At 65.8% G+C, this 25,013-nt stretch carries 26 protein-coding genes; 16 read left to right on the top strand and 10 right to left on the bottom strand.

Annotated features, from left to right (window positions below; all coding sequences use genetic code 11):
• The 11 genes from ACIQ09_RS14135 to ACIQ09_RS14185 form a co-directional block, all read left to right on the top strand.
• Positions 1-380: transporter substrate-binding domain-containing protein (locus ACIQ09_RS14135; RefSeq protein ID WP_398310968.1), on the top strand; the 380-nt coding region annotated here is incomplete at its 5' end.
• A 62-nt stretch (positions 381-442) separates the two neighbouring features.
• Positions 443-1,522, top strand: coding sequence for a porin (locus ACIQ09_RS14140; protein ID WP_398310971.1), 1,080 nt, complete (start codon positions 443-445; stop codon positions 1,520-1,522).
• 35 nt (positions 1,523-1,557) lie between these two features.
• Positions 1,558-2,634 carry an asparaginase gene (locus ACIQ09_RS14145; RefSeq protein ID WP_398310974.1) on the top strand — a complete coding sequence of 359 codons (1,077 nt, stop codon included), beginning with the start codon at positions 1,558-1,560 and terminating at the stop codon, positions 2,632-2,634.
• Positions 2,635-2,778: 144 nt separating this feature from the next.
• A complete protein-coding gene (locus ACIQ09_RS14150; RefSeq protein WP_296412867.1) occupies positions 2,779-3,519 on the top strand; it encodes an amino acid ABC transporter permease in 741 nt (246 codons plus the stop codon).
• A gap of 1 nt (position 3,520) precedes the next feature.
• Complete coding sequence (gene gltK / locus ACIQ09_RS14155) at positions 3,521-4,210, top strand: glutamate/aspartate ABC transporter permease GltK (protein WP_398310977.1); 690 nt, start codon at positions 3,521-3,523, stop codon at positions 4,208-4,210.
• 15 nt (positions 4,211-4,225) lie between these two features.
• Positions 4,226-4,954, top strand: a complete 729-nt coding sequence (locus ACIQ09_RS14160) for an amino acid ABC transporter ATP-binding protein (RefSeq protein WP_398310980.1) — start codon at positions 4,226-4,228, stop codon at positions 4,952-4,954.
• Between the two features lie 127 nt (positions 4,955-5,081).
• Positions 5,082-5,729 carry a MarC family NAAT transporter gene (locus tag ACIQ09_RS14165; protein WP_398310983.1) on the top strand — a complete coding sequence of 216 codons (648 nt, stop codon included), beginning with the start codon at positions 5,082-5,084 and terminating at the stop codon, positions 5,727-5,729.
• Positions 5,730-5,750: 21 nt separating this feature from the next.
• Positions 5,751-7,709, top strand: a complete 1,959-nt coding sequence (locus tag ACIQ09_RS14170; protein WP_398310986.1) for an ATP-binding protein — start codon at positions 5,751-5,753, stop codon at positions 7,707-7,709.
• Between the two features lie 150 nt (positions 7,710-7,859).
• Positions 7,860-9,197, top strand: a complete 1,338-nt coding sequence (locus tag ACIQ09_RS14175; RefSeq protein ID WP_398310989.1) for a sigma-54-dependent transcriptional regulator — start codon at positions 7,860-7,862, stop codon at positions 9,195-9,197.
• Positions 9,198-9,324: 127 nt separating this feature from the next.
• The gene (locus tag ACIQ09_RS14180) at positions 9,325-10,461 is read left to right on the top strand and encodes an ABC transporter substrate-binding protein (RefSeq protein WP_398310992.1); all 1,137 of its coding nucleotides are present in this window, start codon (positions 9,325-9,327) and stop codon (positions 10,459-10,461) included.
• Positions 10,462-10,734: 273 nt separating this feature from the next.
• A complete protein-coding gene (locus tag ACIQ09_RS14185; protein ID WP_398310995.1) occupies positions 10,735-11,088 on the top strand; it encodes a hypothetical protein in 354 nt (117 codons plus the stop codon).
• Between the two features lie 388 nt (positions 11,089-11,476).
• Here the strand turns inward: ACIQ09_RS14185 and ACIQ09_RS14190 are convergent, their stop codons facing one another.
• The 5 genes from ACIQ09_RS14190 to rsmI all read right to left on the bottom strand — a co-directional run bounded on the left by ACIQ09_RS14190 (position 11,477) and on the right by rsmI (position 16,958).
• The gene (locus ACIQ09_RS14190) at positions 11,477-12,109 is read right to left on the bottom strand and encodes a hypothetical protein (RefSeq protein ID WP_398310998.1); all 633 of its coding nucleotides are present in this window, start codon (positions 12,107-12,109) and stop codon (positions 11,477-11,479) included.
• A gap of 46 nt (positions 12,110-12,155) precedes the next feature.
• Positions 12,156-13,523: a hypothetical protein gene (locus ACIQ09_RS14195; protein WP_398311001.1), complete on the bottom strand. Its 1,368-nt coding sequence runs from the start codon at positions 13,521-13,523 to the stop codon at positions 12,156-12,158.
• 9 nt (positions 13,524-13,532) lie between these two features.
• Complete coding sequence (locus ACIQ09_RS14200) at positions 13,533-14,405, bottom strand: hypothetical protein (protein WP_398311004.1); 873 nt, start codon at positions 14,403-14,405, stop codon at positions 13,533-13,535.
• Positions 14,393-15,475, bottom strand: a complete 1,083-nt coding sequence (locus ACIQ09_RS14205; RefSeq protein ID WP_398311007.1) for a type IV toxin-antitoxin system AbiEi family antitoxin — start codon at positions 15,473-15,475, stop codon at positions 14,393-14,395. Before ACIQ09_RS14205 ends, ACIQ09_RS14200 begins: the two co-directional genes overlap by 13 nt.
• Before the next feature lie 697 nt (positions 15,476-16,172).
• The gene (gene rsmI, locus ACIQ09_RS14210) at positions 16,173-16,958 is read right to left on the bottom strand and encodes a 16S rRNA (cytidine(1402)-2'-O)-methyltransferase (protein ID WP_398311010.1); all 786 of its coding nucleotides are present in this window, start codon (positions 16,956-16,958) and stop codon (positions 16,173-16,175) included.
• 71 nt (positions 16,959-17,029) lie between these two features.
• Here rsmI and ACIQ09_RS14215 point away from each other — a divergent pair, with 71 nt between their 5' ends.
• The 5 genes from ACIQ09_RS14215 to ACIQ09_RS14235 all read left to right on the top strand — a co-directional run bounded on the left by ACIQ09_RS14215 (position 17,030) and on the right by ACIQ09_RS14235 (position 19,579).
• Positions 17,030-17,479 (top strand): YraN family protein, encoded by a 450-nt coding sequence (locus ACIQ09_RS14215; protein ID WP_398311013.1) that lies wholly within the window; start codon positions 17,030-17,032, stop codon positions 17,477-17,479.
• On the top strand, positions 17,469-17,837 hold the full coding sequence (locus ACIQ09_RS14220) for an HIRAN domain-containing protein (protein ID WP_398311016.1): 369 nt from the start codon (positions 17,469-17,471) through the stop codon (positions 17,835-17,837). The genes ACIQ09_RS14215 and ACIQ09_RS14220 overlap by 11 nt, the downstream gene beginning before the upstream one ends.
• 72 nt (positions 17,838-17,909) lie before the next feature.
• Complete coding sequence (locus ACIQ09_RS14225; protein WP_398311019.1) at positions 17,910-18,503, top strand: phosphoheptose isomerase; 594 nt, start codon at positions 17,910-17,912, stop codon at positions 18,501-18,503.
• The gene (locus ACIQ09_RS14230) at positions 18,500-19,129 is read left to right on the top strand and encodes a BON domain-containing protein (RefSeq protein ID WP_398311022.1); all 630 of its coding nucleotides are present in this window, start codon (positions 18,500-18,502) and stop codon (positions 19,127-19,129) included. The genes ACIQ09_RS14225 and ACIQ09_RS14230 overlap by 4 nt, the downstream gene beginning before the upstream one ends.
• A gap of 18 nt (positions 19,130-19,147) precedes the next feature.
• Positions 19,148-19,579 (top strand): four-helix bundle copper-binding protein, encoded by a 432-nt coding sequence (locus tag ACIQ09_RS14235; protein ID WP_398311025.1) that lies wholly within the window; start codon positions 19,148-19,150, stop codon positions 19,577-19,579.
• A 21-nt stretch (positions 19,580-19,600) separates the two neighbouring features.
• On the opposite strand, the gene ACIQ09_RS14240 is transcribed toward ACIQ09_RS14235, so the two are convergent.
• The 5 genes from ACIQ09_RS14240 to ACIQ09_RS14260 all read right to left on the bottom strand — a co-directional run.
• Complete coding sequence (locus ACIQ09_RS14240) at positions 19,601-20,008, bottom strand: PPC domain-containing DNA-binding protein (RefSeq protein WP_398311028.1); 408 nt, start codon at positions 20,006-20,008, stop codon at positions 19,601-19,603.
• A 45-nt stretch (positions 20,009-20,053) separates the two neighbouring features.
• Positions 20,054-22,048, bottom strand: coding sequence for a protein kinase (locus ACIQ09_RS14245; protein ID WP_398311031.1), 1,995 nt, complete (start codon positions 22,046-22,048; stop codon positions 20,054-20,056).
• 13 nt (positions 22,049-22,061) lie between these two features.
• Positions 22,062-22,934 (bottom strand): DUF3365 domain-containing protein, encoded by an 873-nt coding sequence (locus ACIQ09_RS14250; protein WP_398311034.1) that lies wholly within the window; start codon positions 22,932-22,934, stop codon positions 22,062-22,064.
• An 87-nt stretch (positions 22,935-23,021) separates the two neighbouring features.
• Positions 23,022-23,591, bottom strand: a complete 570-nt coding sequence (locus ACIQ09_RS14255) for a hypothetical protein (protein ID WP_398311037.1) — start codon at positions 23,589-23,591, stop codon at positions 23,022-23,024.
• 70 nt (positions 23,592-23,661) lie between these two features.
• A partial coding sequence (locus tag ACIQ09_RS14260) for a PLP-dependent aminotransferase family protein (protein ID WP_398311040.1) occupies positions 23,662-25,013 on the bottom strand: 1,352 nt, incomplete at its 5' end.

The raw sequence follows: 25,013 nt of genomic DNA on the forward strand, positions 1-25,013 counted from the left end.
TCGGCATGAACATCATCTCCGCCAAGGACCACGGCGAGTCCTTCCTCACCCTCGAAACCGGCCGCGCCGTCGCCTTCATGATGGATGACGCCCTCCTCTACGGCGAGCTGGCCAAGGCCAAGCGCCCCGCCGACTGGACCATCACCGGCACGCCCCAGAGCTTCGAGGCCTACGGCTGCATGATGCGCAAGGACGACCCGGGCTTCAAAAAGCTCGTCGATGCCGCCCTCGCCAAGGCCATGACCTCCGGCGAGGCCGAGGCCATCTACAAGAAGTGGTTCACCCAGCCCATCCCCCCCAAGGGCCTGAACCTCAACTTCCCGCCCTCCGACGCCATGCTCAAGCTGTTCAAGGCCCCCAACGACAAGGCCTTCGATTAAGCCCCGCCCCGCCCCGCTCCCGCGCCCCCTCCCCCAATCACTTGCACGAGACCAATAAAATCATGAAGACCGTTCAGCACCTCAGCCTGGCTGCCGCAGCCACCCTCTCCGCCCTGGCCAGCCTGTCGGCCCAGGCCACCGACGTGGTGGTCTATGGCCGCCTCAACGCCACCTTCGAGAACGTCCGCGTCGAGAACGGCCACTCCCGCAACGTCGTCAATGACAACGCCTCCCGCATCGGCTTCCGCGGCACCGAAGACCTGGGCGGCGGCATGGCGGTGATCTTCCAGATCGAGAGCCGCGTCCGTGTGGACGGCAGCGACTCCGGCACCACCCTGGCGACCCGCGACAGCTGGGTCGGCCTGCGCACCCCCCAGGGCACCCTGCGCCTGGGCCGTACCCTGGGCCCGATCTACTACGCCACCTACGACCACATCAGCATGCACAACCACGACACCGGCTACTCGTCGGACGCGCTGCTGTCGTCGGCCATCCTCGGCAACTCCAATGCCGCCGGCGGACGCATGAACAACACTATCTGGTACACCAGCCCGAAGATCGCCGACTTCACCCTGGAGGCCGCCTACGCCCTGCTCGACGAGGCCCCGGTGGCCAGCGGTTCCAAGCGCACCCCCCACCACCTGGGCCTGGTGGCCAACTACGACCGCGGCCCCCTGCACGCCGCCGTCAGCTACGCCTCCACCCAGAACACCACCGACCTGGACAGCGCCGCGCCGATCCGCTTCAACAACGACCGCGCCGTGACCGCCGGCGGCTCCTACAACTTCGGCCCGCTGGTGGTGGGCGCCCTGTTCGAGCGCTCCAAGCGCAGCACCCTCACCGAAGACCTGACCCGCAACTACTGGCGCATCGCCCTGATGGCGCCGGTGGGTGCCCATGAGTTCCACCTCAACGTGGGCGTGGCCGGCGACTACAGCGGCACCGACGACACCGCCGGCAAGCAATACACCCTCGCCTACAACTACAACCTGTCCAAGCGCAGCAAGGTGTACGCCTACTACACCAAGATCGACAACGACAGCGCCCGCAGCACCGGCGGCGGTGGCGCCTACAGCTTCCTCGGCTCCCCGGCCGGGCTGGACATCAGCTCCGTCGCCCTCGGCATCCGCCACAACTTCTGATCGCCCCCACCCCCAACCCAGCAAGGAATCCGATCATGACTCTCTTCAGCCTCCGCCCCATCGCCCTCTCCTGTCTGCTCGCCGCGGGCTTCGCCGGCAGCCTGGCGGCCCACGCTGCCGACAAGCCCCGCGTGGTCATCCTGGCCACCGGCGGCACCATTGCCGGCGCGGGCGCCAGCGTGGCCAACAGCGCCTCCTACCAGGCCGCCAAGGTGCCGGTGGACAAGCTCATCGCCGGCGTGCCCGAACTCAAGAACCTGGCCGACGTGCGCGGCGACCAGGTCTTCCAGATCGCCTCCGAGAGCTTCACCAACGAACACCTGATCACCCTGGGCAAGCGCGTCGCCGCCCTGGCCCGCCAGGCTGACGTGGACGGCATCGTCATCACCCACGGCACCGACACCCTGGAAGAGACCGCCTTCTTCCTGAACCTGGTGCTCAAGACCAGCAAACCGGTGGTGGTGGTGGGCTCCATGCGCCCGGGCACCGCCATGTCGGCCGACGGCATGCTCAACCTCTACAACGCCGTGGCCGTGGCCGGCAGCAAGGACGCCGCCGGCAAGGGTGTGCTCGTCACCATGAACGACGAGATCCACACCGGCCGCGACGTGAGCAAGGCGGTCAACATCAAGACCGAAGCCTTCAAGAGCCCCTGGGGGCCGCTGGGCATGATCGTCGAGGGCAAGACCTACTGGTTCCGCGCCCCCGCCAAGCGCCACACCACCGGCACCGAGTTCGACATCGACAGCCTCGACAAGCTGGCCCCGGTGGACATCGCCTACGGCTACGGCAACGCCACCCCCACCGCCTACAAGGCCTTCGCCGAAGGTGGCGCCCGGGCGGTGATCCACGCCGGCACCGGCAACGGCTCTGTCAGCGGCGCGGTGGTGCCGTCCCTGCAGGAGCTGCGTGGCAAGGGCGTGCAGATCATCCGCTCGTCCCGCGTGGTGGGTGGCGGCTTCGTGCTGCGCAACGCCGAGCAGCCCGATGACAAGTACGACTGGGTGGTGGCCCACGACCTCAACCCCCAGAAGGCCCGCATCCTCGCCGCCGTGGCCCTGACCCGGACCCAGGACAGCAAGGAACTGCAGCGCATGTTCATGGAGTACTGATCGGGCCGGTGAGCCCCTGCAGGAGCCTGCAGGGGCGGCGTCAGTCGCCCGCAGACTTCGATCAACGAGTGGCGCTTGGTATTACGTGCGGATGGGCGACTGAAGTCGCCCCTACAAGTCGCCCCTACAACAAAGGGAAAAACCATGAGTTACCAATGGAACTGGGGCATCTTCCTGAGCCCCGCAGCATCCGGTGACAGCACCTATCTGGGCTGGATGCTGTCCGGCCTGCAGACCACCATCCTGCTGTCCCTGTCGGCCTGGGTCATCGCCCTGGCCCTGGGCAGCCTGATGGGCGTGCTGCGCACCGTGCCCGGCAAATGGCTGTCGGGCCTGGCTGCTACCTATGTGGAGATCTTCCGCAACATCCCGCTGCTGGTGCAGTTGTTCATCTGGTACTTCGTGCTGCCGGAGGTGCTGCCCTTCGGCCTCGGCGACCGCTTCAAGCAGGACCTCGACCCCGTCACCCAGCAGTTCGTGTCGGCCATGGTGTGCCTGGGCTTTTTCACCTCCGCCCGGGTCTGCGAGCAGGTCCGCTCGGGTATCAATGCCTTGCCCCGCGGCCAGAAGAACGCCGGCCTCGCCCTCGGCTTCACCCTGCCCCAGACCTACCGCCATGTGCTCCTGCCCATGGCCTTCCGCCTGGTGGTGCCGCCGCTGACCTCCGAGTTTCTCAATATCTTCAAGAACTCCGCGGTGTGCTCGACCATCGGCCTGCTCGAACTCGCTGCCCAGGGCCGCCAGCTGGTGGATTACACCGCCCAGCCCTACGAGTCCTTCATCGCCGTGACCGCCCTCTATCTGATCATCAACGTGGTGGTCATGACCCTCATGCGTCACGTGGAAAACAAGACCCGCGTGCCGGGCTACCTGGGAGGCAAGTGACATGTACGAATTCGACTGGTCTTCGATTCCCGGCGCCCTGCCCTTCCTGTGGGAAGGCCTCATGGTGTCCCTGGAAATCACCGTCATCGCCGTGATCTTCGGCATCGTCTGGGGTACGGCCCTGGCCATGATGCGGCTGTCGCCGGTGAAGCCGCTGGCGATGTTCGCCGCCGGCTATGTGAACCTCTTCCGGGCCATCCCGCTGGTGATGGTGCTGCTGTGGTTCTTCCTGATCGTGCCCCAGGTGCTGCGCGGCGCCTTCAACCTCGATCCCAACACCGACGTGCGCCTCACCTCGGCCATGATCGGCTTCGCCCTGTTCGAGTCGGCCTACTACTCCGAGATCATCCGCGCCGGCATCCAGTCCGTGCCCAAGGGGCAAGTCTCCGCGGCGTCCGCCCTGGGCATGACCTACGCCCAGGCCATGCGCCTGGTGGTGCTGCCCCAGGCCTTCCGCAACATGGTTCCGCTGCTCCTCACCCAGGCCATCGTGCTCTTCCAGGACACCTCCCTGGTCTATGTCTCGGCCCTCGCCGACTTCTTCGGCGCCGCCTACAAGGTGGGTGACCGGGACGGACGCCTGGTGGAGCTGCTGCTGTTTGCCGGCCTAGTGTATTTCCTCATCTGCTTCGCGGCCTCCCAGTTGGTGCGCCGCTACCAAAAGAAACTCAACGCCCACGTGGCGCACTGATCCAAGGAGCCCGACATGATCTCCATCGACAACGTTTCCAAGCACTACGGCAGCTTCCAGGTTCTCACCGACTGCACCACCCAGGTGAAAAAGGGCGAAGTGATCGTCGTCTGCGGCCCCTCGGGCAGCGGCAAGTCCACCCTCATCAAGTGCGTCAATGGCCTGGAGCCCTTCCAGTCCGGCACCATCACCGTCAATGGCGTGTCGGTGGGCGACCCGAAGACCAACCTGTCCAAGCTGCGCAGCCATGTGGGCATGGTGTTCCAGCACTTCGAGCTGTTCCCCCACATGAGCATCACCGACAACCTGACCATCGCCCAGGAGAAGGTGCTCGGCCGCAACAAGGACGAAGCCCGCGACAAGGGCCTCAAGCTCCTCGACCGGGTCGGCCTCAAGGCCCACGCCGCCAAGTTCCCCGGTCAGCTCTCCGGCGGTCAGCAGCAGCGCGTGGCCATCGCCCGCGCCCTGGCCATGGACCCCATCTGCATGCTCTTCGACGAACCCACCTCGGCCCTCGACCCGGAGATGATCAACGAAGTGCTCGACGTGATGGTGGAGCTGGCCCAGGAGGGCATGACCATGATGTGCGTGACCCACGAGATGGGCTTCGCCCGCAAGGTGGCCAACCGGGTGATCTTCATGGACAAGGGGCAGATCGTCGAGGACGACAGCAAGGATGCCTTCTTCGGCGCCCCCCGCTCCGAGCGCGCCCGCCAGTTCCTGGCCAAGATCCTGCAGCATTGAGCCAGCCGTTCCCCGGGGTCGGGCCCGTACAGGGTCCGGCCCCCATCCCTGGCCGGACTATCCGGCCCTTGTGGCGTGCCGGCCGGTACTCCTCCCGTCCGGCACGTTCTTTTTTGAGTGAATGGCCATGACGCCCCTGCTCCTCAAGATCGCCACCACCTTCTTGCTCGGCGGGCTGGTGAGCCTCATCACCATCACCAACCCCCTCTCCAAGATTCCCCTGTTCCTGAGCCTGTCGGCCAACCAGCCGGTAGGTGACGCCCTGCGCGAGGCGCGCCGGGCCTGTGTGTACGCCTTCGTGATGCTGTCCGCCGCCCTGTTCGCCGGGGTCGCCATCCTGCAGCTCTTCGGCATCTCCTACGGCGCCCTGCGCATCGCCGGCGGCATCACGGTGGCGATCCTGGGCTATCGCATGCTCTTCGGCAGCGGCGAGCCCATGGTGCCCGCCGGCCGGGGCAGCGCCTTTGCCTTCTTTCCCCTGGCCATGCCGGGCATCGCCGGGCCTGGCGCCCTGGCCACGGTGATCGGCGTCTCCACCGAACTGGCCGAGCTGGGCGACCCGCTCCAGCAGGTGGTGGGCTACACCGCCAGCGTGCTCAGCATCGCCCTGACGTGCCTTGCCCTGTGCTGGGTTCTATACTCCGCCCGTTGGGTGTCACGGCTGCTCGGCGACGAAGGCATCAACGTCGTCACGCGCCTGACGGGTTTTCTGCTTATCTGTATCGGCATCCAGTTCATCGGTTCGGGGATCCGCAGTTTCATCGCGGGCGCCTGAGCCCCGCAACACGCCCCTCCCATGACGACACCCGCCAATCCGCCCGCCACCGAAAGCGCCCACCCGGCAGCGGGCACCCTGCCGCCCTCCCGCTCCCTGTCGCCCAACCCCTTCATCGTTGCCGCCATCCTGCTGGTGATCGGGCTGATCGGCTTTGGCGGCTACCGGGCCAGCGAGTACCAGGGCATGCAGACCCTGCGCACCGACGCCGGCCACCGCCTCGACCTGTTTGCCGCGGCGGTGGATGGCATCGTCAACCGCTACGCCCACATCCCTGCCACCATCCAGCTCAGCGAAGAGGTGCTGGGGGTCATGCATCAGCCCCGGGGGACGGCCAGCGTGCTGGCCGCCAACCGCTTCCTGCAGCGCCTCAACGGGCACATCGGCAGCATCGCCATCTTCGTGGTGAACGAGCGCGGCATCGTCATCGCTGCCAGCAACTGGAACGACCCGGACAACAGCTTCGTCGGCGAGGACCTGTCCTTCCGCAGCTATTTTCTGGACGGGCTCTCGGGGCGGGTCGGGCGCCACTTCGCCATCGGCATCACCCGGGGCGAGCCGGGCTACTTCGTCTCCCACCCCATCCGCCAGGGCAACCGGGTGGTGGGGGTGGCGGTCATCAAGATCAGCCTGGGTCAGCTCGACAAGGCCTGGGATCTCCTGGGCGCGCCGGCCCTGATCGCCGACGGCAACGGCGTGGTGATCCTCTCCTCGGTGCCCGAGTGGCGCTACACCGCCCTCACGCCGCTCCCCCTCGACACCCGGGTGGATATCTCCATGAGCCGCCTTTACAACGGCGGGCCCATCGGGAATTTTCCCGTGGGCGTCAACCCGGCACCGGGGCCGGAAGGACAGATCGTACACATGAAGCTGGGCACCCCGCCCCCCGGCGGCGCCCGGACGCGCAGCCACGCCGATGTGGCCGGCAGCTACCTGGTGCATGGCCGCGGCCTGCAGGACGTGGGCTGGCGCCTGCTGATCTTCTCGGACCTGCGCCCGGTGCGCGCCCAGGCCTTCGGGCACGGTGCCCTGGCGGCGGTGGCCACCGGCTTCGTGCTGCTCCTGCTGCTGGTGGTGGCCCAGCGCCGGCGCATCATCCGCCAGAAGCTGGAAGCCAAGGAGCTGCTGGAGCAGGCCAACGCCCAGCTCGAAAGCAAGGTGGCACGGCGCACCAAGGCCCTCACAGACACCAACGCCCGCCTGCGCAAGGAGGTTGCCGAACGCCAGCAGGCGGAGCAGACCCTGCGCGCCGCCCAGGACGAACTGGTGCAGGCCGCCAAGCTCGCCGTGCTCGGCCAGCTGGCCGCCGGCATCACCCACGAACTGGCCCAGCCCCTCGGCGCCATGCGCACCCTGTCGGGCAATGCCGTGGAGTTCATGAAGCGCGGCAACCTGGCCACCGTCGAGCAGAACCTGGGCATCATCGCCCGCCTGGCCGACCAGATGGGCCGCATCATCACTCCTCTCAAGACCTTTGCCCGCAAGTCGCCGGCCATCCCGGCGCCCACCGACGTGGCCCATGCCGTGGGCGCCGCCCTGTTCCTGCTCGACCAGCGCCTGAGCAAGTCGGGGGTCACCGTGGACAATCGCTGCGAAGCCGAACAGACCATTGCCTGGTGCGACCAGAACCGCCTGGAGCAGGTGCTCATCAACCTGATCCGCAACGCCGCCGACGCCATGGCCGACAGCGCGCACAAGACGCTCACCATCGAAGCCACACCGGGCGCAGACGGCAGCCTGGAGCTGAGCATTGCCGACACCGGCTGCGGCCTGCCCGATGCCGGCGCCCTCTTCGAACCCTTCTTCACCACCAAGCCCGCCGGCGAAGGCCTCGGCCTGGGGCTCGCCATCTCCCGCGACATCGTGCGCGAGTTCGGCGGCGACCTGCGCGCCGAGAACCGCCCCGAAGGCGGCGCCCGCTTCATCCTGCAACTGCCCGCCGCCCCAGGCGAGAACGCCCACCCCGATGCTGACCAGTAGGGGCGACTTCAGTCGCCCACGGACTCCGATCAAGGGCTTGCCTGTGATTCAGCGGGCGGATGGGCGACTGAAGTCGCCCCTACACGTCGCTCCCACACGTCGCCCCAAAAAAGTACCCTCCTTTCCACCTCTAGCCTTTCTCCTGCCCCTATGAACCCCGAACTCCGCGCCCTCATCATCGAAGACGACCCCGACGTGCGCCTGGGTTGCGAGCAGGCCATGATGCTGGCCGACATCCCCGTGGAGGGCGTCGGCTCGGCCGAAGAAGGCTTGCAGCGCCTCAAGCCGGGCTTTCCCGGCGTGGTGGTCACCGACATGCGCCTGCCCAAGGCCGACGGCATGGAGGTGCTGCACCGCTGCCAGGCCATGGATGCCGACCTGCCGGTGATCATCATCACCGGCCACGGCGACGTGACCCTGGCCGTGGAGGCCATGCGCGCCGGCGCCTACGACTTCATCCAGAAGCCCTTCTCGCCAGAGCTGCTGGTGGACGTGGTGCGCCGCGCCCTGGAAAAGCGCGCCCTGACCCTGGAGGTGCTCGACCTGCGCCGCCGCCTGGAGCAACGCGAAGGCGCCGAAGCCAAGCTCATCGGCCGCTCGCCCCAGATGGCCCGGGTGCGCCAGCTCGTCACCGACGTGGCCAGCACCCGGGTGGACGTGCTGGTACGCGGCGAGACCGGCACCGGCAAGGAGCTCATCGCCCAGTGCCTGCACGAACTTTCAACCCGCAAGGACGGCCCCTTCGTGGCCCTCAACTGCGGCGGCCTGCCCGACAATCTGCTCGACAGCGAGCTCTTCGGCCACGAGGCCGGTGCCTTCACCGGCGCCCAGAAGCGGCGCATCGGCAAGATCGAATACGCCAACAAGGGCACCCTCTTCCTGGACGAGCTGGAGAGCATGCCCATGGGCGTGCAGATCAAGCTGCTGCGGGTGCTGCAGGAGAGAGTGGTGGAGCGCCTCGGCTCCAACCAGCAACTGCCGGTGGACTGCCGGGTGGTGGCCGCCACCAAGGACGACCTGAAGGACCGGGCCGAGCGCCAGACTTTTCGCGCCGACCTGTACTACCGCCTCAACGTGGTGACCATCGACCTGCCGCCCCTGCGCGAACGGCGCGAGGACATCCCCCTGCTGCTCGAACACTTCCTGCTCCTCGCCGCCCACCGCCACGAACGCCCGCTGCCGGCGGTGCCGCCGGAGCAGATGCGCAAGCTGATGGCCCACACCTGGCCGGGCAACGTGCGCGAGCTGCGCAACGTGGCCGACTGCATCGTGCTCGGCGTCGGCAAGGACATCCTCGGCACCGCCACGGGCGAGGCCGCGCCCGCCTCGCTGGCAGAATCAGTGGAGAGCTTCGAGCGCAGCCTCATCGCCGCCGAACTGCGCCGCCACGGCGGCAGCCTGGCACGCAGCGCCGAGGCCCTGCGCATCCCCAAGACCACCCTGCACGACAAGATCCGCAAATACGGGCTGCAGGGGGGCGAGGGCTGAACCCTTGTAGAACGATGGCATGCATGCTGCGACATAGGTCACATTGCAGCGCAACATCCGTTCACAGGAATTAACCTTCCCATGCTTCATACTGCCCCCATCAATAAATGCGATGGGGGCATAAGCAATGAAAAGGGAGATTTGGCGGCTGCTTGGCGGCCTGCTGGTGACTGCACTGCTGGGATGGAGTCTGGCCGCAAGGGCCGACACCGTGGTGATCGGCCAGTGCGCGCCCCTCTCCGGCAGCCTGGCCTCCACCGGCCAGGCCATGGCCCTGGGCGTGCGCATCGCCATCGATGCCGCCAACGCCGCCGGCGGCGTCAATGGCCACACCCTCAAGCACGTGCTCAAGGATGACGGCTACCAGACCGCCGAAACCCTACGCCTGACCCAGGAACTCATACGCAAGGACAAGGCTGCCGCCCTGATCGGCTACGCCGGCACCGGCAACATCGCCGAACTGCTCAAGCAAGGGGTGCTCTCCGGCGGCGGCATCGCCCTGGTCGCCCCCTACACTGGCGGCGAACCCCTGCGCAGCCCCTTCAACCCCTGGATCTTCCACATCCGCGCCAGCTACGGCGACGAGACTGAAGCCATGGTGCGCCAGTTTGTCGGCACCGGCCTCACCCGCATCGCCGTGTTCCACCAGAACGACCCCTTCGGCCAGGCCGGCCTCGCCGGCGTCGAAAGGGCCCTGGCCCGCCACAAGATGAAGATCGTCAGCAAGGGCAGCTACGAGAAGAACACAGAAGATGTGGCCCGGGCCGTCGAAGACATCGCCCGCGGCGTGCCCCAGGCGGTGATCATGATCGGCGTGGTCCGCCCCGCCGCCGCCTTCGTGAAGGCCTACCAGACCGCCCACCCGGGCACCCAGCTCTTCAGCATCTCGGTGGTGAATGGGCGCGAATTGCACCAGCTGGCCGGCGGCGACGCCGCCCGGGGCGTCGGCATCACCCAGGTCATGCCCTCCCCCTTCAGCGGCGTCAGCCGCATCACCCGCGACTACCACCAGGCCCTCAAACGCTTCGCCCCCGAAGACACCCCGTCCTACACCAGCTTCGAAGAATACGTCGGCGCCCGCGTCCTGATCGAAGCCATCCGCCGCAGCAAAGGCACCCCCACCCCGGCCGCGGTGATGCAGTCGCTGGAGAACCTGGATCTGGACCTGGGGGGATTCAAGGTGCGGTTCGGCCCGGGGGAGCGGGTGGGGTCGCGGTATGTGGAGGTCACGCTGCTGGGGAGGGATGGGAATCATGTGCGGTGAGGGGTGGCGGGACCGGAACGCGTGACGCGACGGTGCGCTTCTGCGGGGTCGAATTCATTCGACCTCGGACTTCCGGTCACAGACTTGCTCATGATTCAACGATCGTTGAACCTGGCAGTGTCCTGCTACAAGCAGAACCATGCCGGCCTGCTGCTTTACCCGAAACCGGGGTTTCAGCCATATAAAATCAGGAAACGGACGGACAACAAAGGAAGCCGGCCCCATTGATTATGCTATTGTCGTTATATTAAACTGGCATTTTGGCAGAGAAAAATGTTCCGCAAGACTCTTCTGTTTTTTGCAGGATTCTGGTTTGGCCATACGCTCTTGTTGACCGCACTGCGCGAGTTTAACAAGCATGAACTATGGCTGTTTGCCAGCTTTTCGGTCCTACTGTCCGGATTCGTTGGTTTCGCGTTCGGTTTCTCCTTTGACCGGCCGACCAGCACCGTACTGGTACGCAGCGTATTCGTAGCGATAGCGGCGTGGTACCTCTGGAGCGTCTTGCTGACCTACGGAATGGCGTTGATCGGATTTCCTGCAATCGCCGTGGTGGCCATCGCGCTCTTCGCCGGACGGTTCGTCGGAGACCGCCTCACGTCAAGGCCTTGCGCTTTTTCCCCGTAGTTTCTGTCTAACAGGGTGTTGATTTAGTCAACTTCTAGCAGGGTGTCTTTGCGCGTGAAATCATGAACTTTCAGCCTGGTATTGCACTTCAGACTTGAAACCGCCCTGCGCAATGGATGTACAGGTGGCAGCGCCATAGACGCCTGAAGGCGGCAGCACTTCCGGCTCGAAGCGAGCATTGGAGATCGATTTTTAGGGCAGGGGAAAAAGCCGCGAGGAACGCTGACTTTTTCAACACGCTGTTAGGAAGCCTTTGGGTATCGGGCCCGCGAGGATGCGATGCCACGATCAATACGACACGGGGCTATCCCGACAAATCGCAAGTACTGCCTGCCCGCTCTGGCTTCAGGCCCGGATCGGCGAATGAACCGGACGGCTTCCAGCGCCGTCAGTGGTAGCCGGTGTTCTGTTCCATCTCCCCCAGCCAGGAATAGATTCCGCCCAGCAGCATGAACACGCTATCCATGACTTCGGAGAGGTGCCTTACGTTGACGTGCCGCAACTCGGGGAGCGACACCTCGCCCTTCTTCGTCGTGGGGTATCGGAAGGCGAATGAACCGGGATCGACGGTATCGAGTTGGCGGATGAAATCCTCAATGGCCGGCAACTCCTTGTCGTCCTCGCGAGGATCGAGCTGTTCGAGGTGCCGGCGCAGTTCGCTCCAAAGCGGCATCAATCCGTGTTGGTGATCGGCAACGGCTTCCTTGCCAGCTAAGCGGCGGGCCAGCGGCAGGATCAATTTCAGTTCGAGTTCCAATCCTTGGCGATACAAGAACACCAGCGGGTAGACCACGCTGTCAAGGGATGCTTTGCGTTCGGCCAATGCCCCGACCAAGGCATCAGCAGCATCCTTGTAACCGGCAGCGTAGATGTCCCAGGGGAAGTGGGTCCAACCCAGCATCGCGTTGTTGTACCAGTCCTCGCCCTGAATAAAGAGCGCTTGCCCGGCGAAGTCGGATGGCGACTTCATCCTGGCGAGCAGATCAATCTCCGCTGCATCATCGTTTTCGTCGTTCTGCACGATGCTCTCCAAGGGGTATTGTGGCGGCCAGCGTGGGGCTGGCTTGTCAGTTTGTCGGAACACCGTAGCGTTTGAATAGAGCCTCGAAGAAATCCATCACGTCTGCCTTGGCAGTGGGCGCCTGTAGCTCCGCAGCCCCGAAGCGAAAGACTTCATAGCCCGCGAGCTTGAGTTCGCGGTCGCCCCTGACCATCCGCGCGTAACGCTGTACGTCGGCGCTGCCTGCGGTATCCGCGTAATGGTGTTTGCCGTCGACCTCGATGACGACCCGCACGCCCTGCGGTAGTAGGAGTAGGAAATCCATGCGAAAGCGTAAAAGCGCATCCGGTCCTCGCTCCTTGACCGTCCGAGGGTCCCAATGCAGCCAGACTTCAGGGAGCAGTGTCGGGAGCTTGGGCACAGCACTGCCAAAACCCTCGAAGAAAGCAACGAACAGCAGGGTTTGTGGTGGAGAGTCGCAAGGCAGGCTGCCCTTGAGGCGCGCGTACAGCGAGCGTTTGGCTTGTTCAGCATCGGTAATCTGTTCAGTCTCTGCCCACCACTGCTGCAGATCGTTCCAACATAGCCCATCGTTGCCAATGGGACGGTCATAAACGAGCACCTTATCTGCATTGCTGACGATCTCGACATCGTTGTCCAGCACATCGCGAAAGCGCAGGTCGGGTTTGTCGGGTGAGGCAAAGATGAGATTCTTTGGGCGGCCTTTGGTCAGCGCGTGCAGCGAGACCAGAGAGAAAACCGGGTAACCACCTTCTGAGCCGATCTCTCGCAACTCGACGCCGCAACTGTGCAATGGCTCGTTGACGCAGGCGACGAAACGGCGTTGCGCAGCCTCGTCGGGGCGCACGTCGGCCGAAGCTAACCCCTCCAGAAACAGCGCAAAGCGCCGGTCGGAAGCATCATAAGCGCCCAACTGGTCGAACAGCGTTTCGGCCGGCCAGTCCTCCGGATTGCGATGGACGTGCTGCTGAATTTTCGTGCGCAATCCCGTAGGCTTTCCACCCAACAGGAACATCCAGTCATCGGCATCCAGTATCCACAAGCGCTCCAGCAACTCGTCGAATCTGCGAGCATTCCCATACAACTCTTCGTTATTGAGCCGCCGCGCCACCTCGCGCCGGTAACGCTTCGGGATCGGTGGGCACGCGCTATCGCTCCAGAGAACGTCCTGAATCTGATTGCGCGTAGTGGCATTGGGCGGATGGCGTACCAGCAGCTTGCGTGCAACTGCAGGTAGATCGGCGTCCGCTGCCGCATCGAAGCTGGAGGTCATGCGCTCGCGCTTGGAGCCATCGGTGGCAGGTGCAGGCAACCCCAATTCTTCGCAAAGCGTCGGCAGAACGGTGTGGGTGCCGGCATCTTTCAATCCCGTGATAAGCGGTTCCAGTAGCGTGCGAAGTTGCGCGTAGTCCATCGGGCTGACTCAAGCCCGCAGCGCCATGGCGCGCAGCAGTGCGTCGATCTGGCCGAACGCATCCTGTTGCCACTGTTCGGACGTGCGATCACCCAGCGCATGCGTGTCTTCGACGAAGCGTCGCACACAGGTTGGGCCGTGTCCCTCGAAGGTGTCGAACTTCTCGGCAATGTGCCGGAAGCCACGTTCGCCACTTGCATGCCCGAGCAGCGGACAGCATTCCTTCGCCAACGCCTCGATGCCGCCGGGGTAGTTCCGCACGCAGTAGTAGATGTCGTAGGCGTCCTTCTGTTTGTAGCGGCCCGCCAGCGCATGGCCCTTCATCGCCAGCAAAGCGGGGATGGAGCACACCGCGATCTCTACGCGGTTCGTCCCTCCGTCCGGCATCGGTCCGGCCACCGCCACGAGTTGATAGAAGCGCATCGCCAAGTCGGCGCCATCGGCCCGCTGCACGGCGAAGTCGCTGATCAAGGGCGGATCGTTCTTGATGATTTCCGCGTCGCGCGGCATCAGGAAATCGACCACGACATCAATCGCTCCCCCGTCGTCGCGCGCGGGCACCTGGCGAACCAACTGGAAGCGCCGAAGCCCCTCGCGCTGGGCGTATCCGTGGCCTTGAAGCGCACCAATCAGAGTGGCGTACTCGCCGTCGCCGAGCGCGTCCGCGTCCAGCCCGACGTCCACGTCGAGTGTGCCAACGTGGGGCATGTCTTCGTTGGCCAGCAGCAACCAGGGAACCGCGCCGCCGATGATGGCGAACTTGCCCTTGAAGCTGCCAAGGATCTGGCCAATCTCGATCAGCACGGATTTCACGGCCGCGGTCGTGCGGTCATCGTACTCGGCCGCCGACTGCGGCTCCTGGGGTGCTTTCAGTTGGGCCATGAGAGCCTTTCCTGGCGCAGGTGGTCGGCGGCCTCCGCGCCACGCTCGCCGGCAATGGAGAGATCGAGGTAGGTCTGAACCGGACTCGTGCAGACCGCGCCCGGAGCAGGCTCAACGGTGTCGGCGAGCAGTCCCAAGTCCTTCGGTACGGTGACGATCACGTTCTCGCCCTTCGAGGCGGGCGTGAGCTTCAGCGCGACCTGGAGCTTATTCAGGCCTTCGTCGTCGGCAAAGAAGTAGTGCGTGCCGGTGCGCGCATAAGGAGAAAGCCACTGCGCCGCCGAAAACGATGCAAAGGCAGCGCGCCCGGGACCGTTACCTGCGCGCAGAGCGCTTCGCGCCGCGTCTTCGAGTGCGCTGCCATGCAGCGGCGTATAGAAGCGCAGCCGCTCACCGGATGGGGTGGTGTAGCTGTCCCGCCATGCATCCAGCAGTGCATCGGGCTCCGAAAGGACCAGGCCATCGTCCGAGGCACGTGCCCATTCCCGATCAATCAAGCCGGTGCGCACATTGCTGACATGCCCAAGGCTGACCCCGGAGATTTCCGACAACTCGGCGACCCGCCATGCACGCCCGGGTTCGCGCAGCATGGTGCGGAGCACCTGGGCAGATTTCGGCCTGAACAGCGACTTGAGTTCGCGTTGTTCGGCCACAGGCTTGCCCACCATCACTCGCTCGATGAACACGCAACCAAAGGCGATCCGGGCGTTGCCCTCCAAGTCGAGATAGCCGGCCCCCATCTCTTCACACAACCGCCTCACCGCAGGTGAGATGTAGGGCGCGATGAAGACGGGCGTCGCTTGGGGGTCGCGATGCACAACGTAGTTCCGCAATTCCAGTAGCGCGGACCGGGCGTACCGAGGTTGTCCGTTCGACTTGTACTCGCAGATGAGCTGGTGCGGGCGCCCGTCCACGAGCAGCCGGGCGATCAAGTCCGGCTCCCAATCGCCGGACACGGCTGCGGCATCGATGCCTTCCACCTGAAGGATCGGAATCCTCTCAAGCAGCCCCCGCAATGCCTCACTCGCACGCGCCTCCGCCTCTTTCATGGAAACAACCTCTTTCAGCATTCGCTGAAAATAGCACGTTTACTGAAAATCGCAGCACATTTCATTCGCCGCAAGCACTTCAGCAACCGCTGAAACTATGCCACTGACTGAAACCCTTCCCGCAAGCAAGCTCGGCAGGCCGCCCTTGTTTTTGACACGCTCGGATTTCATCTGCGGACATCCAAGGGCACGACATTGAAAGCCCCCGTCCCCACGATCTCCACGCAGACCTACACGAAAGGCCACTCAAATATCTATTGATGCCACGTACGCAAATACGTACCACATCGCTCTCACTGGAGAGCAACCACGACCAGGCGCATACTCACGGCGAATCAGTTTTCAGCACCGTTTGGTCTACGAAGTCTTTGTCGAAGAGCGCGTTGTTCGCGTGCTCAGGATGCGGTCGTACTACACATGAACGTGGCGCAGAAGGGATCGTTGGGGCGACTTCAGTCGCCGCGCCGCACTTAATTCCACGCGTAGTTCGTTGATCAAAGTCCGCGGGCGACTGAAGTCGCCCCTACAGGTGATGCGGCACGATCCGTCAGACGACGGGGCTAACTTGGGTTTTCTGGTTCAACAAGGCATTCCATCGGGCAGGTCTGACCTACGTCCGGCTATTTCGCAATCAGGCCTGTGGCTGCCCCGTGTAGGGGCCAGCAAGGGCAACGTCAGCCCTTGTCAATGCACTGATCCTGAACCCTGGAACCAAGCCTCACTCCCCGTCCCTCATCGCCAGCGCCCTCTCATACAGCGCGTTCTTCGACTCTCCCGTGATCCCCGCTGCCAGCTTGGCGGCCTGCTTCACCGGTAGCTCGGCCAGCAGCAGGCCCAGCACCCGCTCCGCCTCGGGCGACAGGCCTTCAGCCACCGGCGCGGCCGACACCAGCAGCACGAACTCGCCCCGGGCCCGGTTGGGGTCGGCGGCGAGCCAGGTGGGGCCTTCGGTGATGGGCATGCGCACGATCTGCTCGAACATCTTGGTGAGCTCGCGGGCCACCACCAGCTCGCGGACCGGCTCGAAGACGGCGGCGAGATCGTCGAGGGTTTCGGCGATGCGGTGGGGTGCCTCGTAGAACACCAGGGTGCCGGGCACGCTGCGCAGGCTTTCCAGGCTGGCGCGGCGGGCGGCGCTCTTGGTGGGCAGGAAGCCATGGAAGTGGAAGTGCCCGTCGGCCAGCCCGGAGGCCGACAGGGCCGTGATGACCGCGCTGGCGCCGGGTACCGGGACCACCGGAAAGCCCGCGTCCTGGACGCGGGCCACCGCGCGGGCGCCGGGGTCGGAGACGGCCGGAGTGCCGGCATCGGTGATCAGGGCCACCTGCTTGCCCTCCTCCAGCATGCGGATCACCAGCCCGGCGGCGGCCTGTTCATTGTGTTCGTGCAGGGCCACCAGGCGGGTCTTGATGCCAAAGGCATCGAGGAGGCGCTGGCTGTGGCGGGTGTCCTCGCAGGCCACCGCATCCACCGCCCGCAGCACGGCCAGGGCGCGCAGGCTCATGTCCTGCAGGTTTCCCAGGGGCGTGGCCACCACATACAATGACGATGTCTTAGAAAGCGGAGAAACCGAAGATGCGTCGGACGGTGCAGAAAGCATGGCAGGCGTGGTGCGGAAAGGCGGGGGAGCCCGATTGTGGGGGCGGGGGCACGCCGACGCAAGCCGAACACCTGCGGCGCGGGGCGGCCGCCGAGGCCCTGGCCGCGGCACACCTGGAAAGCCACGGGTTGGCCATCCTGGTGCGCAACCTGCGCTGCCGCGGCGGCGAGGTGGATCTGATCGCCCGTGACCGCAACAGTATCGTCTTCGTCGAGGTGCGCCTGCGCAGCAACCCGCGCTTCGGCGGCGCAGCGGCCAGCATCACGCCTACCAAGCAGCGGCGGGTGATCCTGGCGGCGCGCTACTGGCTGGCAGGTGCCGGGCGGGCCTACGCCAACGCGCCCTGCCGCTTCGACGCGGTGCTGCTCGAAGGCCTGGATCCGCCGCGCATCGAGTGGCTGCGGGGGGCTTTCGATGCGGGCTAGGCTGGCCCTCACGGCCCTCCTGCTGAGCCTGCCGGCGCTGGCCCAGCCAACGGTACGCATTCTCGTCCAGAGCTCTCCGCTGGCCGGCTTTCAGTATTACGGCGGCAAGATCCTGTGGGACGAAATGCGCGAGGGCGACCGCCTGGCCCTGATCCGCGAGCCGGACAATCCCCATGATCCCCTGGCGATACGGGTCGAGTGGCGCGGCGAGAAGCTCGGCTACCTGCCCCGCGCCGAGAACGGGGACGTGGCCCGGGCCATGGATCGAGGCACCCCGGTGAGCGGGCGCATCGGCCGCCTGGTGGAACACCCGAACCCCTGGAAACGCCTGCGGGTGGACGTGCTGGTGGGTTTGTAAGCGGATCTATCGCACCCGACGGGCACAGCGGGTGGAATGCTAGAATCGCGGGCACTTTCCCCGGAGTTCGTGATGGATCTCGTCGCCCGCATTGCCCAGCAGTTTACCGACAGCGCCCAGACCAAGCTGGCGTCCCTGGAGTTCATGGCTGAACCCATCGCCGCCGCCATCGAGGCCATGACCCACAGCCTGATGGCCAACGGCAAGATCCTGGCCTGCGGCAACGGCGGTTCCGCCGCCGACGCCCAGCATTTTGCCGCCGAACTGGTCAACCGATTCGAGATGGAGCGCCCGCCCCTGGCCGGCCTGGCCCTGACCACCGACAGCTCCACCCTCACCTCCATTGCCAACGACTACGACTTCACCCAGATCTTCTCCAAGCAGGTGCGCGCCCTGGGGCAACCCGGCGACGTGCTGCTGGCCATCTCCACCAGTGGCAACTCCCCCAACGTGATCGAGGCCATCCATGCCGCCCACGAGCGCGAGATGCGCGTGGTGGCCCTGACCGGCAAGGGTGGCGGCGCCATGGCGGAACTCCTCGGCCCCGATGACATCCACCTGTGTGTTCCCTCCGATCGCACGGCGCGCATCCAGGAAGTCCATCTGATCACCCTGCATTGCCTGTGCGACGGCATTGACTGTCTCTTTCTCGGAATCGAAGAATGAAATCCATCCGCAAGACTCTCGCCTGGACGGCCCTCGCCATCGGCACACTGACCGCAGCCCAGGGCTGCATCCCCGTCATCGTCGGCGGCACCGGCGCCGCCGTGGCCATGGCCACCGACCGGCGCAGCTCCGGCGCCTACGTGGAGGACGAAGGCATCGAATGGAAGACCGGCAACCGCATCAATGAGCGTCTCGGCGACAAGGTGCATGTCAACGCCACCTCCTTCAACCGCAAGCTGCTGCTCACCGGCGAAGCCTTCAACGAGGCCAGCCGTGAGGAGGCCGGGCGCATCGCCGCCGTGGTCGAGAACGTAAAGGAAGTGGTCAACGAGCTGCGCATCGCCCCCACCAGCACCTTCTCGGCCCGCAGTAACGACAGCTACATCAGCTCCAAGGTGAAAGCCCGCTTTGTGGACCAGAAGGATTTCCGCATCCAGCAGGTGAAGGTAACAACCGAGGCCGGCACGGTGTACCTGATGGGTCTGGTCACCGAAAAGGAAGGCAACGCCGCCACCGAAGTGGCGCGTACCACCAACGGGGTACAGAAAGTGGTGCGGGTTTTCGAGTACATCTCCGAGGAGGAAGCCCGGCGACTCGACAACATCACCGGCTCATCCGCCAAGTAAATTCATCAGGAGACCACAATGAACCGTCGTGATGCCCTCTTCGCCACCGGCGCGCTGCTTGCCGCCGGCGCGGCCTCTGCCGCAGCCGACCACAGCCATCATCATCACGGGGGTGCCCACCCCTGGCAGGCCGTGCTCGACACTGCCGGGATCTGCATCGAAAAGGGCGAGGTGTGCCTGACCCACTGCATCATGCTCATGGGCGAAGGCGACAAGACCATGGCGCCCTGTGCCACCAGCGTGCGTGAGATGCTCGCTACGTGCCGCGCCCTCATCACCCTGGCGGGCGCCGAATCAAAGTTCGCTCCGAAGCTTGCCGCCCTGTGCGTGGATGTGTGCAAGGCCTGCGAGGCGGAGTGCAAGAAGCACGCCGACAAGCACAAGGCCTGCAAGGACTGCATGGAGAGCTGTGCCGAGTGCGCCAAGGCCTGCAAGGCCAAGGTGGCCTGAAGCCCCGCGGGCCCGCCCCTGTCAGCTGCCCGGCTGGCGGGGGCGTATGCTCAGTTCCGCGTAGCCGGTGCCCAGGTCCGGCTCACGCATGAAGCTCCACTCGGGCAGCAAGCCCAGCAGCACCTCGGCAGTGGTCCGCACCTTGCACCCGTAAGCCAGATGCCCGCCCACTACCTCCCCGGAGGCCGTCGCAATGGCGGCATGCAGGTGGGCACCATTGGCTGCAATGCTGCCGGAGAGGGTCAGCAGCTCAAGCTTTCCTTCCAGCACATCCACCTCCTCCGCGCCGGCCCGGCGCAGGTGGGCCTTGTCGAGGCTGCCGATGCCGGCCACCACAAAGGCCGCCGAGAAACCCTCGGCAAAGACGATGCACTCCAGTGCCCGGCGCAGATCCTGCCCAGGGGTCAGACGCAAGGGGCGCATTTCCATTCCGTTTCTCTCCTCAAGTCGGGCAGTCAAGGAAGCGCCTGGCGCTCAAAGGCCGGCGTCCTTCAGGAAGCGCACGCGCTCCACATCCTTGTCCAGATGACTCGCCAGGGCCCGGCAGAGGGTCTCCAGGCCATTGGCGGTGCGCGCCTCGCGCCGCACCAGCACCTTCGCCATCGGGCCCATGTGGCGGGCAAAGAGCTTCTCGATGCGTGCCAGCTCCGCCTCGGGGATCAGCCCGGAAGCCGTTGCGGTGCCGGTGGCGGAGCTCGCCACACTGCGCGAGGACGGTGACAGGGAGGGCAGCCCCGACCCCGCCATGGCGCTGGACAGGAAGGCCGAGCGCGGCGCCGGATCCGGAATCAGGTCGGCCAGGCGCTGCAGCAGCTCGGGCAGGCTGGCCACGCGGGGCACCGTGCGGCGCACCAGAATGCGGGCCATCGGGCCGATGTGCTGGGCCAGGATGCGTTCGGCACTGTCGATGGCAGCGGGAGTGATGTCGGCCCCTGCCGCCGGGCGACTGAGGGAGGGATCCCCACCGGCTGCGCAGGCGGCCAGATTCTCGCCATTCCAGACATACAGATCATGGTCCCGGGCCAGGGGGTCACGACGCAAGCCCAGGTGGCGGAAACACTCGCCGGCGTTGCGCTTGAGGTGCTGGATCACCTCGTAATAGGCCCGCGCCACCAGCACCTGGCCGGGTTCGGAGAAGCGCATGACCCGGAAGGCCGTGGTGATGCCGTCGCCCAGAATGCGCGAGCGGCCGTTGGGATCGGGGGCAATGCGCACCGGGCCCAGGTTGATGCCCAGGTGCACGTCCAGGCCTTCGCTGGCGGCCGCGTCGCCCAGATGCACCGCGGTGCGCAGGGCATCTTCGGGGTCGCCCACGTAGCAAACGGCACAGCCTTCTTTGGTATTCACCGCCAGGCGGGTGGTGGGCGGCACCGGCGCAATGGCCTGGCTGAGCATGCGCACCAGGCGGGAGCGCCTTTCCGCCTGGGCAGCCAGATCATCAGCCGGCGAGACCACATCGGCAAACAGCACGGCACCAATGAAGGTCCGGGCCTCCGACGCCGACAAGCCAAGGGGCAGCGGCGCCTCGACGGGCGGGTCCACCGCCCCTTCGCCGCCCGTGGGCGGCGCCAGACAGGCGCGGCGGAAATCGGCCACCTGCCGGGGGCGCTTGCTTTCGTCCGGGTTGAGGGCCCAGTCGATGGCGTTGAGCAGACCGAGGCCGAACACATCCACGTTACCGATGCCCGCAGCCGGGGGCATGCCGTCCTCGCGCAGGCGGGCGAAGGCCTCGACGGGCAGCTTGCCGGTGACCATCCAGTACATCACCCCGGCAAAGGCATACAGGTCGGTCCATGGCCCCTGCTTGCCGTGCCGGTGGTATTGCTCGGCCGGCGCAAAACCGGGGGTGACCACCGCGGTGAGGGCCTGCTCCTGGCCTTCGTCGGTTTCCAGGCGGCGTGCCGAGCCGAAATCCAGCAGCACCGGGGTGCCGTCGGCACGCATGTAGATGTTGCCCGGCTTGATGTCCCGGTGCAGGAAGCCGGCCCGGTGAATGGCCTCGAGGCCGTCGAGCAGCGGGCGCACGATGTTCAGCAGGGTCGCCCGGTCGAGGGGCAGGCGACCGACCAGCCAGTGGTGCAGGGGCTCGCCGGTCTCGTACTCCATCACCATGTAGGCGGTTTCATTGGCTTGGAAGTAGCGCAGCACGCGGACGATGCCCGGGTGATGAAAGCTGGCCAGTGCCCTGCTCTCCAGCAGGAAGCGCTTGAGGCCCCACTCGAAGCCCTTGACCGATCTGGCCGAGCGCGGCCGCACGGCACAACTGCCGTCCCGCAGGGCAAGATCCTTGGGGACATACTCTTTGATCGCCACCCGACAGTCCAGGTGGGTGTCGTGGGCCAGATAGGTGATGCCGAAACCGCCACCACCGAGCACCCGCTCAAGGCGGTACTCGTTGAGGACGTAGCCCGCCGGCAGGGCGAGCTGTTCGTCCGGCCCTTCGTGGGGCGCCTGGGTGGTGTCGTTCATGCGGCCGCGGGGCTCAGGAATCGATCATCTGCATGGCCTTTTCAAGACTGCGGCGCATGCGGTTGAAAGAGCTGGCCAGCACGGCCACTTCGTCCTTGCCCCCTTCGGGGAATTCCGGCTGGTCGAAATCACCGGTGCTGACCTTGTCGGCCGCGGCCGACATGCGCGACACCGGCTGGATGATCAGCCAGGTCAGCATCAGGTTGAGCACCACGAAGACTGCAGCAAACACCGCCGCCAGCGAGCCCATGAAGGTGCGGAAGGCCTGGCCAGCGTTTTCGAGGGGCACCGACATGGGCACCGACACCACCTGGGCGCCGACCACCTCGTTGAGCTTCCAGCCGAAGCCGTTGGCCGTGCCATAGACCTTGATCATGCTTGCCGGCGCCACGTCCGGCGTGCTGTGACAGGGCAGACAGGCGGCCGTCTCAATGCGGATGGGGTGGGCGATGTAGAGGGCCGGGCCGGTGGGGGTGTCACGCTGGCCGGTGATCTCCCGGCTGTCGGGGCGGTTGCGGAAGCTGTTGACCAGGTCGGCCTCCCAGTCGGCGGCCCGGTCGCGGGGGTTGGTGGGGTTGAGGGTGGCTTCCTTGTAGTCGTAGTTGGGGTACTTCTTGCGCAGCTGTGCCAGGGTTTCGGTGGCCGCGTAGGCCGGCACCGTCTGGGGCAGGAACTGCTTGTCCATGAGCGGGTTGAGATGGGGGCGAACCTGAGCCACGGTGTAACCGCGCACAGCCATGGCCGCCTCCATCACCAGCCGCGCCTCGCCCAGCACCTGCTCGCGGGCATGGCGGTGGAGCAGATCGTGGGAGATATAACCCGCCACGCCAAAGCCGGCGAGAAATACCGCCAGCAAGACCAGATTGAATTTGAGTCGCAAGCCCATGGCTGTAGTCCCCTGATACGGCCTGAGCGGCCCAACAAGGCAACATTTTGTCACACCAGAGGAAAAACAAGGGACTCTTACACACTCTCAACGAATTTTCAGACGCCCCAGCCAGCGGCTGGCAGGGTCGATGTCGCTGGTATCGGCAGACTGGTAGGGAGGCACGCCGGCGTCATCCGGCGGGGCGCCGATGTGATTCAGATCCACCGCCCGGGCGATGCCGACTATGCCGTCCGGGGTCACCTGCATGCGGTAGTACACCCCGTTCCACAACCGGGCGCCAAACTCGGCCGGTGATTTGTGGAGAAACAGCAGCGCGTGCTCGAGCCAGGCCAGATCGCCCCGGGTCACGGTGGCCGGATTGCGATGGGGATAGGGCACGTGGCAGAAAACCTCCGGCCCTTCAAGACACTTGAACTCGCGCATGGACAGGAAGAAATCCTTGAAGCGCGCGTGATCAAGATGCAGGACGAAGGCCGTGCGTGCGCCCTCCGGGCGAAAACTGACGCTGCCGATGGGGATCTCCACCCCGTCACGGCCTTCCAGCGTGATGGTCTGCGTGCCGGCGAGCTCCCACGCGAGCGCCGGGCAAGACAGCCCGATCAGGGCACCAACAGCCAGTACCCGGCAGGTCTGGCGAATAGGCAGGACACGCATGGCGACACCTCTGACGGGGACGGACACGATAGTGTCGATCATCGGCGCGCGGCTTCGTTCCCTGCGCCACTCAGCCCGCGCCGACAATCTTCCCCAGGCGGGCCAGGGCGGCCTCGATCTGCGGAGAGAAGGGATAGCCGCAGCTGATGCGCAGAAAGCGGTCGAAGCGCGCCGAGTTGGAGAAAAGCAGGCCGGGCGCCACCCGGATGCCCTCACACAGGGCGGTTTCGAAGACCCGCCGGGACGAGCAGCCCTCGGGCATCTCCACCCACAGTAGCATGCCGCCCCCGGGCATGTTGAGGCGGGTGCCCGCCGGAAAGCGGGCGGCAACCGTTTCCGCCGTGCGCTCGCGCTGGTCCTTGAGCTGGCGGCGCAGGCGTGACAGGTGCCGGTCGAAGGCGTGGCTGGCCATGAACTCACCAATGGCGATCTGGGCCAGCGCATCGTTGGGCCGGCTCTGGGCGTGCTTGAGCATGCGGATGCGGTCCTGCCAGCGCCCGCCGGTCATCCAGCCCACCCGCATGCCGGGGGCCAGGGTCTTGTGGAAGGAGCCGCAGTGGATCACGTTGCCGCTGCGGTCCCAGGCCTTGCAACCGCTGAGGGGCTGCTCGGCATCGCTGAGGGCGCCGTAGATGTCGTCCTCCACCAGGGGCACCCGATAGGTCTCGCACAGCGCGACCAGACGGGCCTTCTCCGCGTCCGGCATGACGCAGCCGAGGGGGTTCTGGAAGTTGGGCACCACCACCACGGCGGCGATGCGCTCGTGGGTCTGGAAAGCCAGCTCCAGGGCCTCCACGGACAGGCCCCGGCTCGGGCTGGTGGGAATCTCCAGGGTGCGCAGGCCAAGGCTCTCGATGACCTGCAGGAGACCGAAATAGGTCGGTGACTCGACCGCGATCACATCGCCGGGCCGGCTCACCGCACGCAATGCGAGGTTGATGGCCTCGGTGCAGCCATGGGTCACCAGGATCTCGTCCGCCGTCAGGTGCATGCCCGCGGCCAGGGCACGGCGTGCCAGCACCGCCCGGAAACCCGGGTCGCCCTGGGGGGGCACCGGGCTCACCAGCACCTCCGGATGCCGACGCAGGGCGCGCAAAGCAGCGTTCTTGAGGGCTTCCTGGGGATAGGCTTCGGGCGCCCCAAAGGCTAGGGCCAGATTGGTGTGCACCGGGTGGCGCTCGCATTTGGTGACGAAATCCGAGACCCGGTCGTGAATACCGGCGAAAGCCGCCGGATCGGGCGCCAGGGCCGCCGCCCGCGGGTCGGGCTCGCTGACAGGCTGCAGATGGGCCCGCCGCGGGCGCTGCACGAAGTAGCCCGAACGCGGCCGCGCCTCGAGCAGCCCCTCATCCTCCAGGCTGCGGCAGGCCTGCAGCACCGTGGACAGGCTGACTCCGTGCTGCTTCACCAGGCTGCGCAGGG

Source organism: Zoogloea sp. (genome assembly GCF_044344315.1).
Lineage (GTDB): Bacteria > Pseudomonadota > Gammaproteobacteria > Burkholderiales > Rhodocyclaceae > Zoogloea.

What these genes read in the sequence shown, in the direction of transcription:
- ACIQ09_RS14140 (WP_398310971.1), top strand. Translation starts at nt 443, where the DNA reads ATGAAGACCGTTCAGCACCTCAGCCTGGCTGCCGCAGCCACCCTCTCC.
- ACIQ09_RS14145 (WP_398310974.1), top strand. Translation starts at nt 1,558, where the DNA reads ATGACTCTCTTCAGCCTCCGCCCCATCGCCCTCTCCTGTCTGCTCGCC.
- ACIQ09_RS14150 (WP_296412867.1), top strand. Translation starts at nt 2,779, where the DNA reads ATGAGTTACCAATGGAACTGGGGCATCTTCCTGAGCCCCGCAGCATCC.
- gltK (WP_398310977.1), top strand. Translation starts at nt 3,521, where the DNA reads ATGTACGAATTCGACTGGTCTTCGATTCCCGGCGCCCTGCCCTTCCTG.
- ACIQ09_RS14160 (WP_398310980.1), top strand. Translation starts at nt 4,226, where the DNA reads ATGATCTCCATCGACAACGTTTCCAAGCACTACGGCAGCTTCCAGGTT.
- ACIQ09_RS14165 (WP_398310983.1), top strand. Translation starts at nt 5,082, where the DNA reads ATGACGCCCCTGCTCCTCAAGATCGCCACCACCTTCTTGCTCGGCGGG.
- ACIQ09_RS14170 (WP_398310986.1), top strand. Translation starts at nt 5,751, where the DNA reads ATGACGACACCCGCCAATCCGCCCGCCACCGAAAGCGCCCACCCGGCA.
- ACIQ09_RS14175 (WP_398310989.1), top strand. Translation starts at nt 7,860, where the DNA reads ATGAACCCCGAACTCCGCGCCCTCATCATCGAAGACGACCCCGACGTG.
- ACIQ09_RS14180 (WP_398310992.1), top strand. Translation starts at nt 9,325, where the DNA reads ATGAAAAGGGAGATTTGGCGGCTGCTTGGCGGCCTGCTGGTGACTGCA.
- ACIQ09_RS14185 (WP_398310995.1), top strand. Translation starts at nt 10,735, where the DNA reads ATGTTCCGCAAGACTCTTCTGTTTTTTGCAGGATTCTGGTTTGGCCAT.
- ACIQ09_RS14195 (WP_398311001.1), bottom strand. Translation starts at nt 13,523, where the DNA reads ATGGACTACGCGCAACTTCGCACGCTACTGGAACCGCTTATCACGGGA.
- ACIQ09_RS14200 (WP_398311004.1), bottom strand. Translation starts at nt 14,405, where the DNA reads ATGGCCCAACTGAAAGCACCCCAGGAGCCGCAGTCGGCGGCCGAGTAC.
- ACIQ09_RS14205 (WP_398311007.1), bottom strand. Translation starts at nt 15,475, where the DNA reads ATGCTGAAAGAGGTTGTTTCCATGAAAGAGGCGGAGGCGCGTGCGAGT.
- rsmI (WP_398311010.1), bottom strand. Translation starts at nt 16,958, where the DNA reads ATGAGCCTGCGCGCCCTGGCCGTGCTGCGGGCGGTGGATGCGGTGGCC.
- ACIQ09_RS14215 (WP_398311013.1), top strand. Translation starts at nt 17,030, where the DNA reads ATGCGTCGGACGGTGCAGAAAGCATGGCAGGCGTGGTGCGGAAAGGCG.
- ACIQ09_RS14220 (WP_398311016.1), top strand. Translation starts at nt 17,469, where the DNA reads ATGCGGGCTAGGCTGGCCCTCACGGCCCTCCTGCTGAGCCTGCCGGCG.
- ACIQ09_RS14225 (WP_398311019.1), top strand. Translation starts at nt 17,910, where the DNA reads ATGGATCTCGTCGCCCGCATTGCCCAGCAGTTTACCGACAGCGCCCAG.
- ACIQ09_RS14230 (WP_398311022.1), top strand. Translation starts at nt 18,500, where the DNA reads ATGAAATCCATCCGCAAGACTCTCGCCTGGACGGCCCTCGCCATCGGC.
- ACIQ09_RS14235 (WP_398311025.1), top strand. Translation starts at nt 19,148, where the DNA reads ATGAACCGTCGTGATGCCCTCTTCGCCACCGGCGCGCTGCTTGCCGCC.
- ACIQ09_RS14240 (WP_398311028.1), bottom strand. Translation starts at nt 20,008, where the DNA reads ATGGAAATGCGCCCCTTGCGTCTGACCCCTGGGCAGGATCTGCGCCGG.
- ACIQ09_RS14245 (WP_398311031.1), bottom strand. Translation starts at nt 22,048, where the DNA reads ATGAACGACACCACCCAGGCGCCCCACGAAGGGCCGGACGAACAGCTC.
- ACIQ09_RS14250 (WP_398311034.1), bottom strand. Translation starts at nt 22,934, where the DNA reads ATGGGCTTGCGACTCAAATTCAATCTGGTCTTGCTGGCGGTATTTCTC.
- ACIQ09_RS14255 (WP_398311037.1), bottom strand. Translation starts at nt 23,591, where the DNA reads ATGCGTGTCCTGCCTATTCGCCAGACCTGCCGGGTACTGGCTGTTGGT.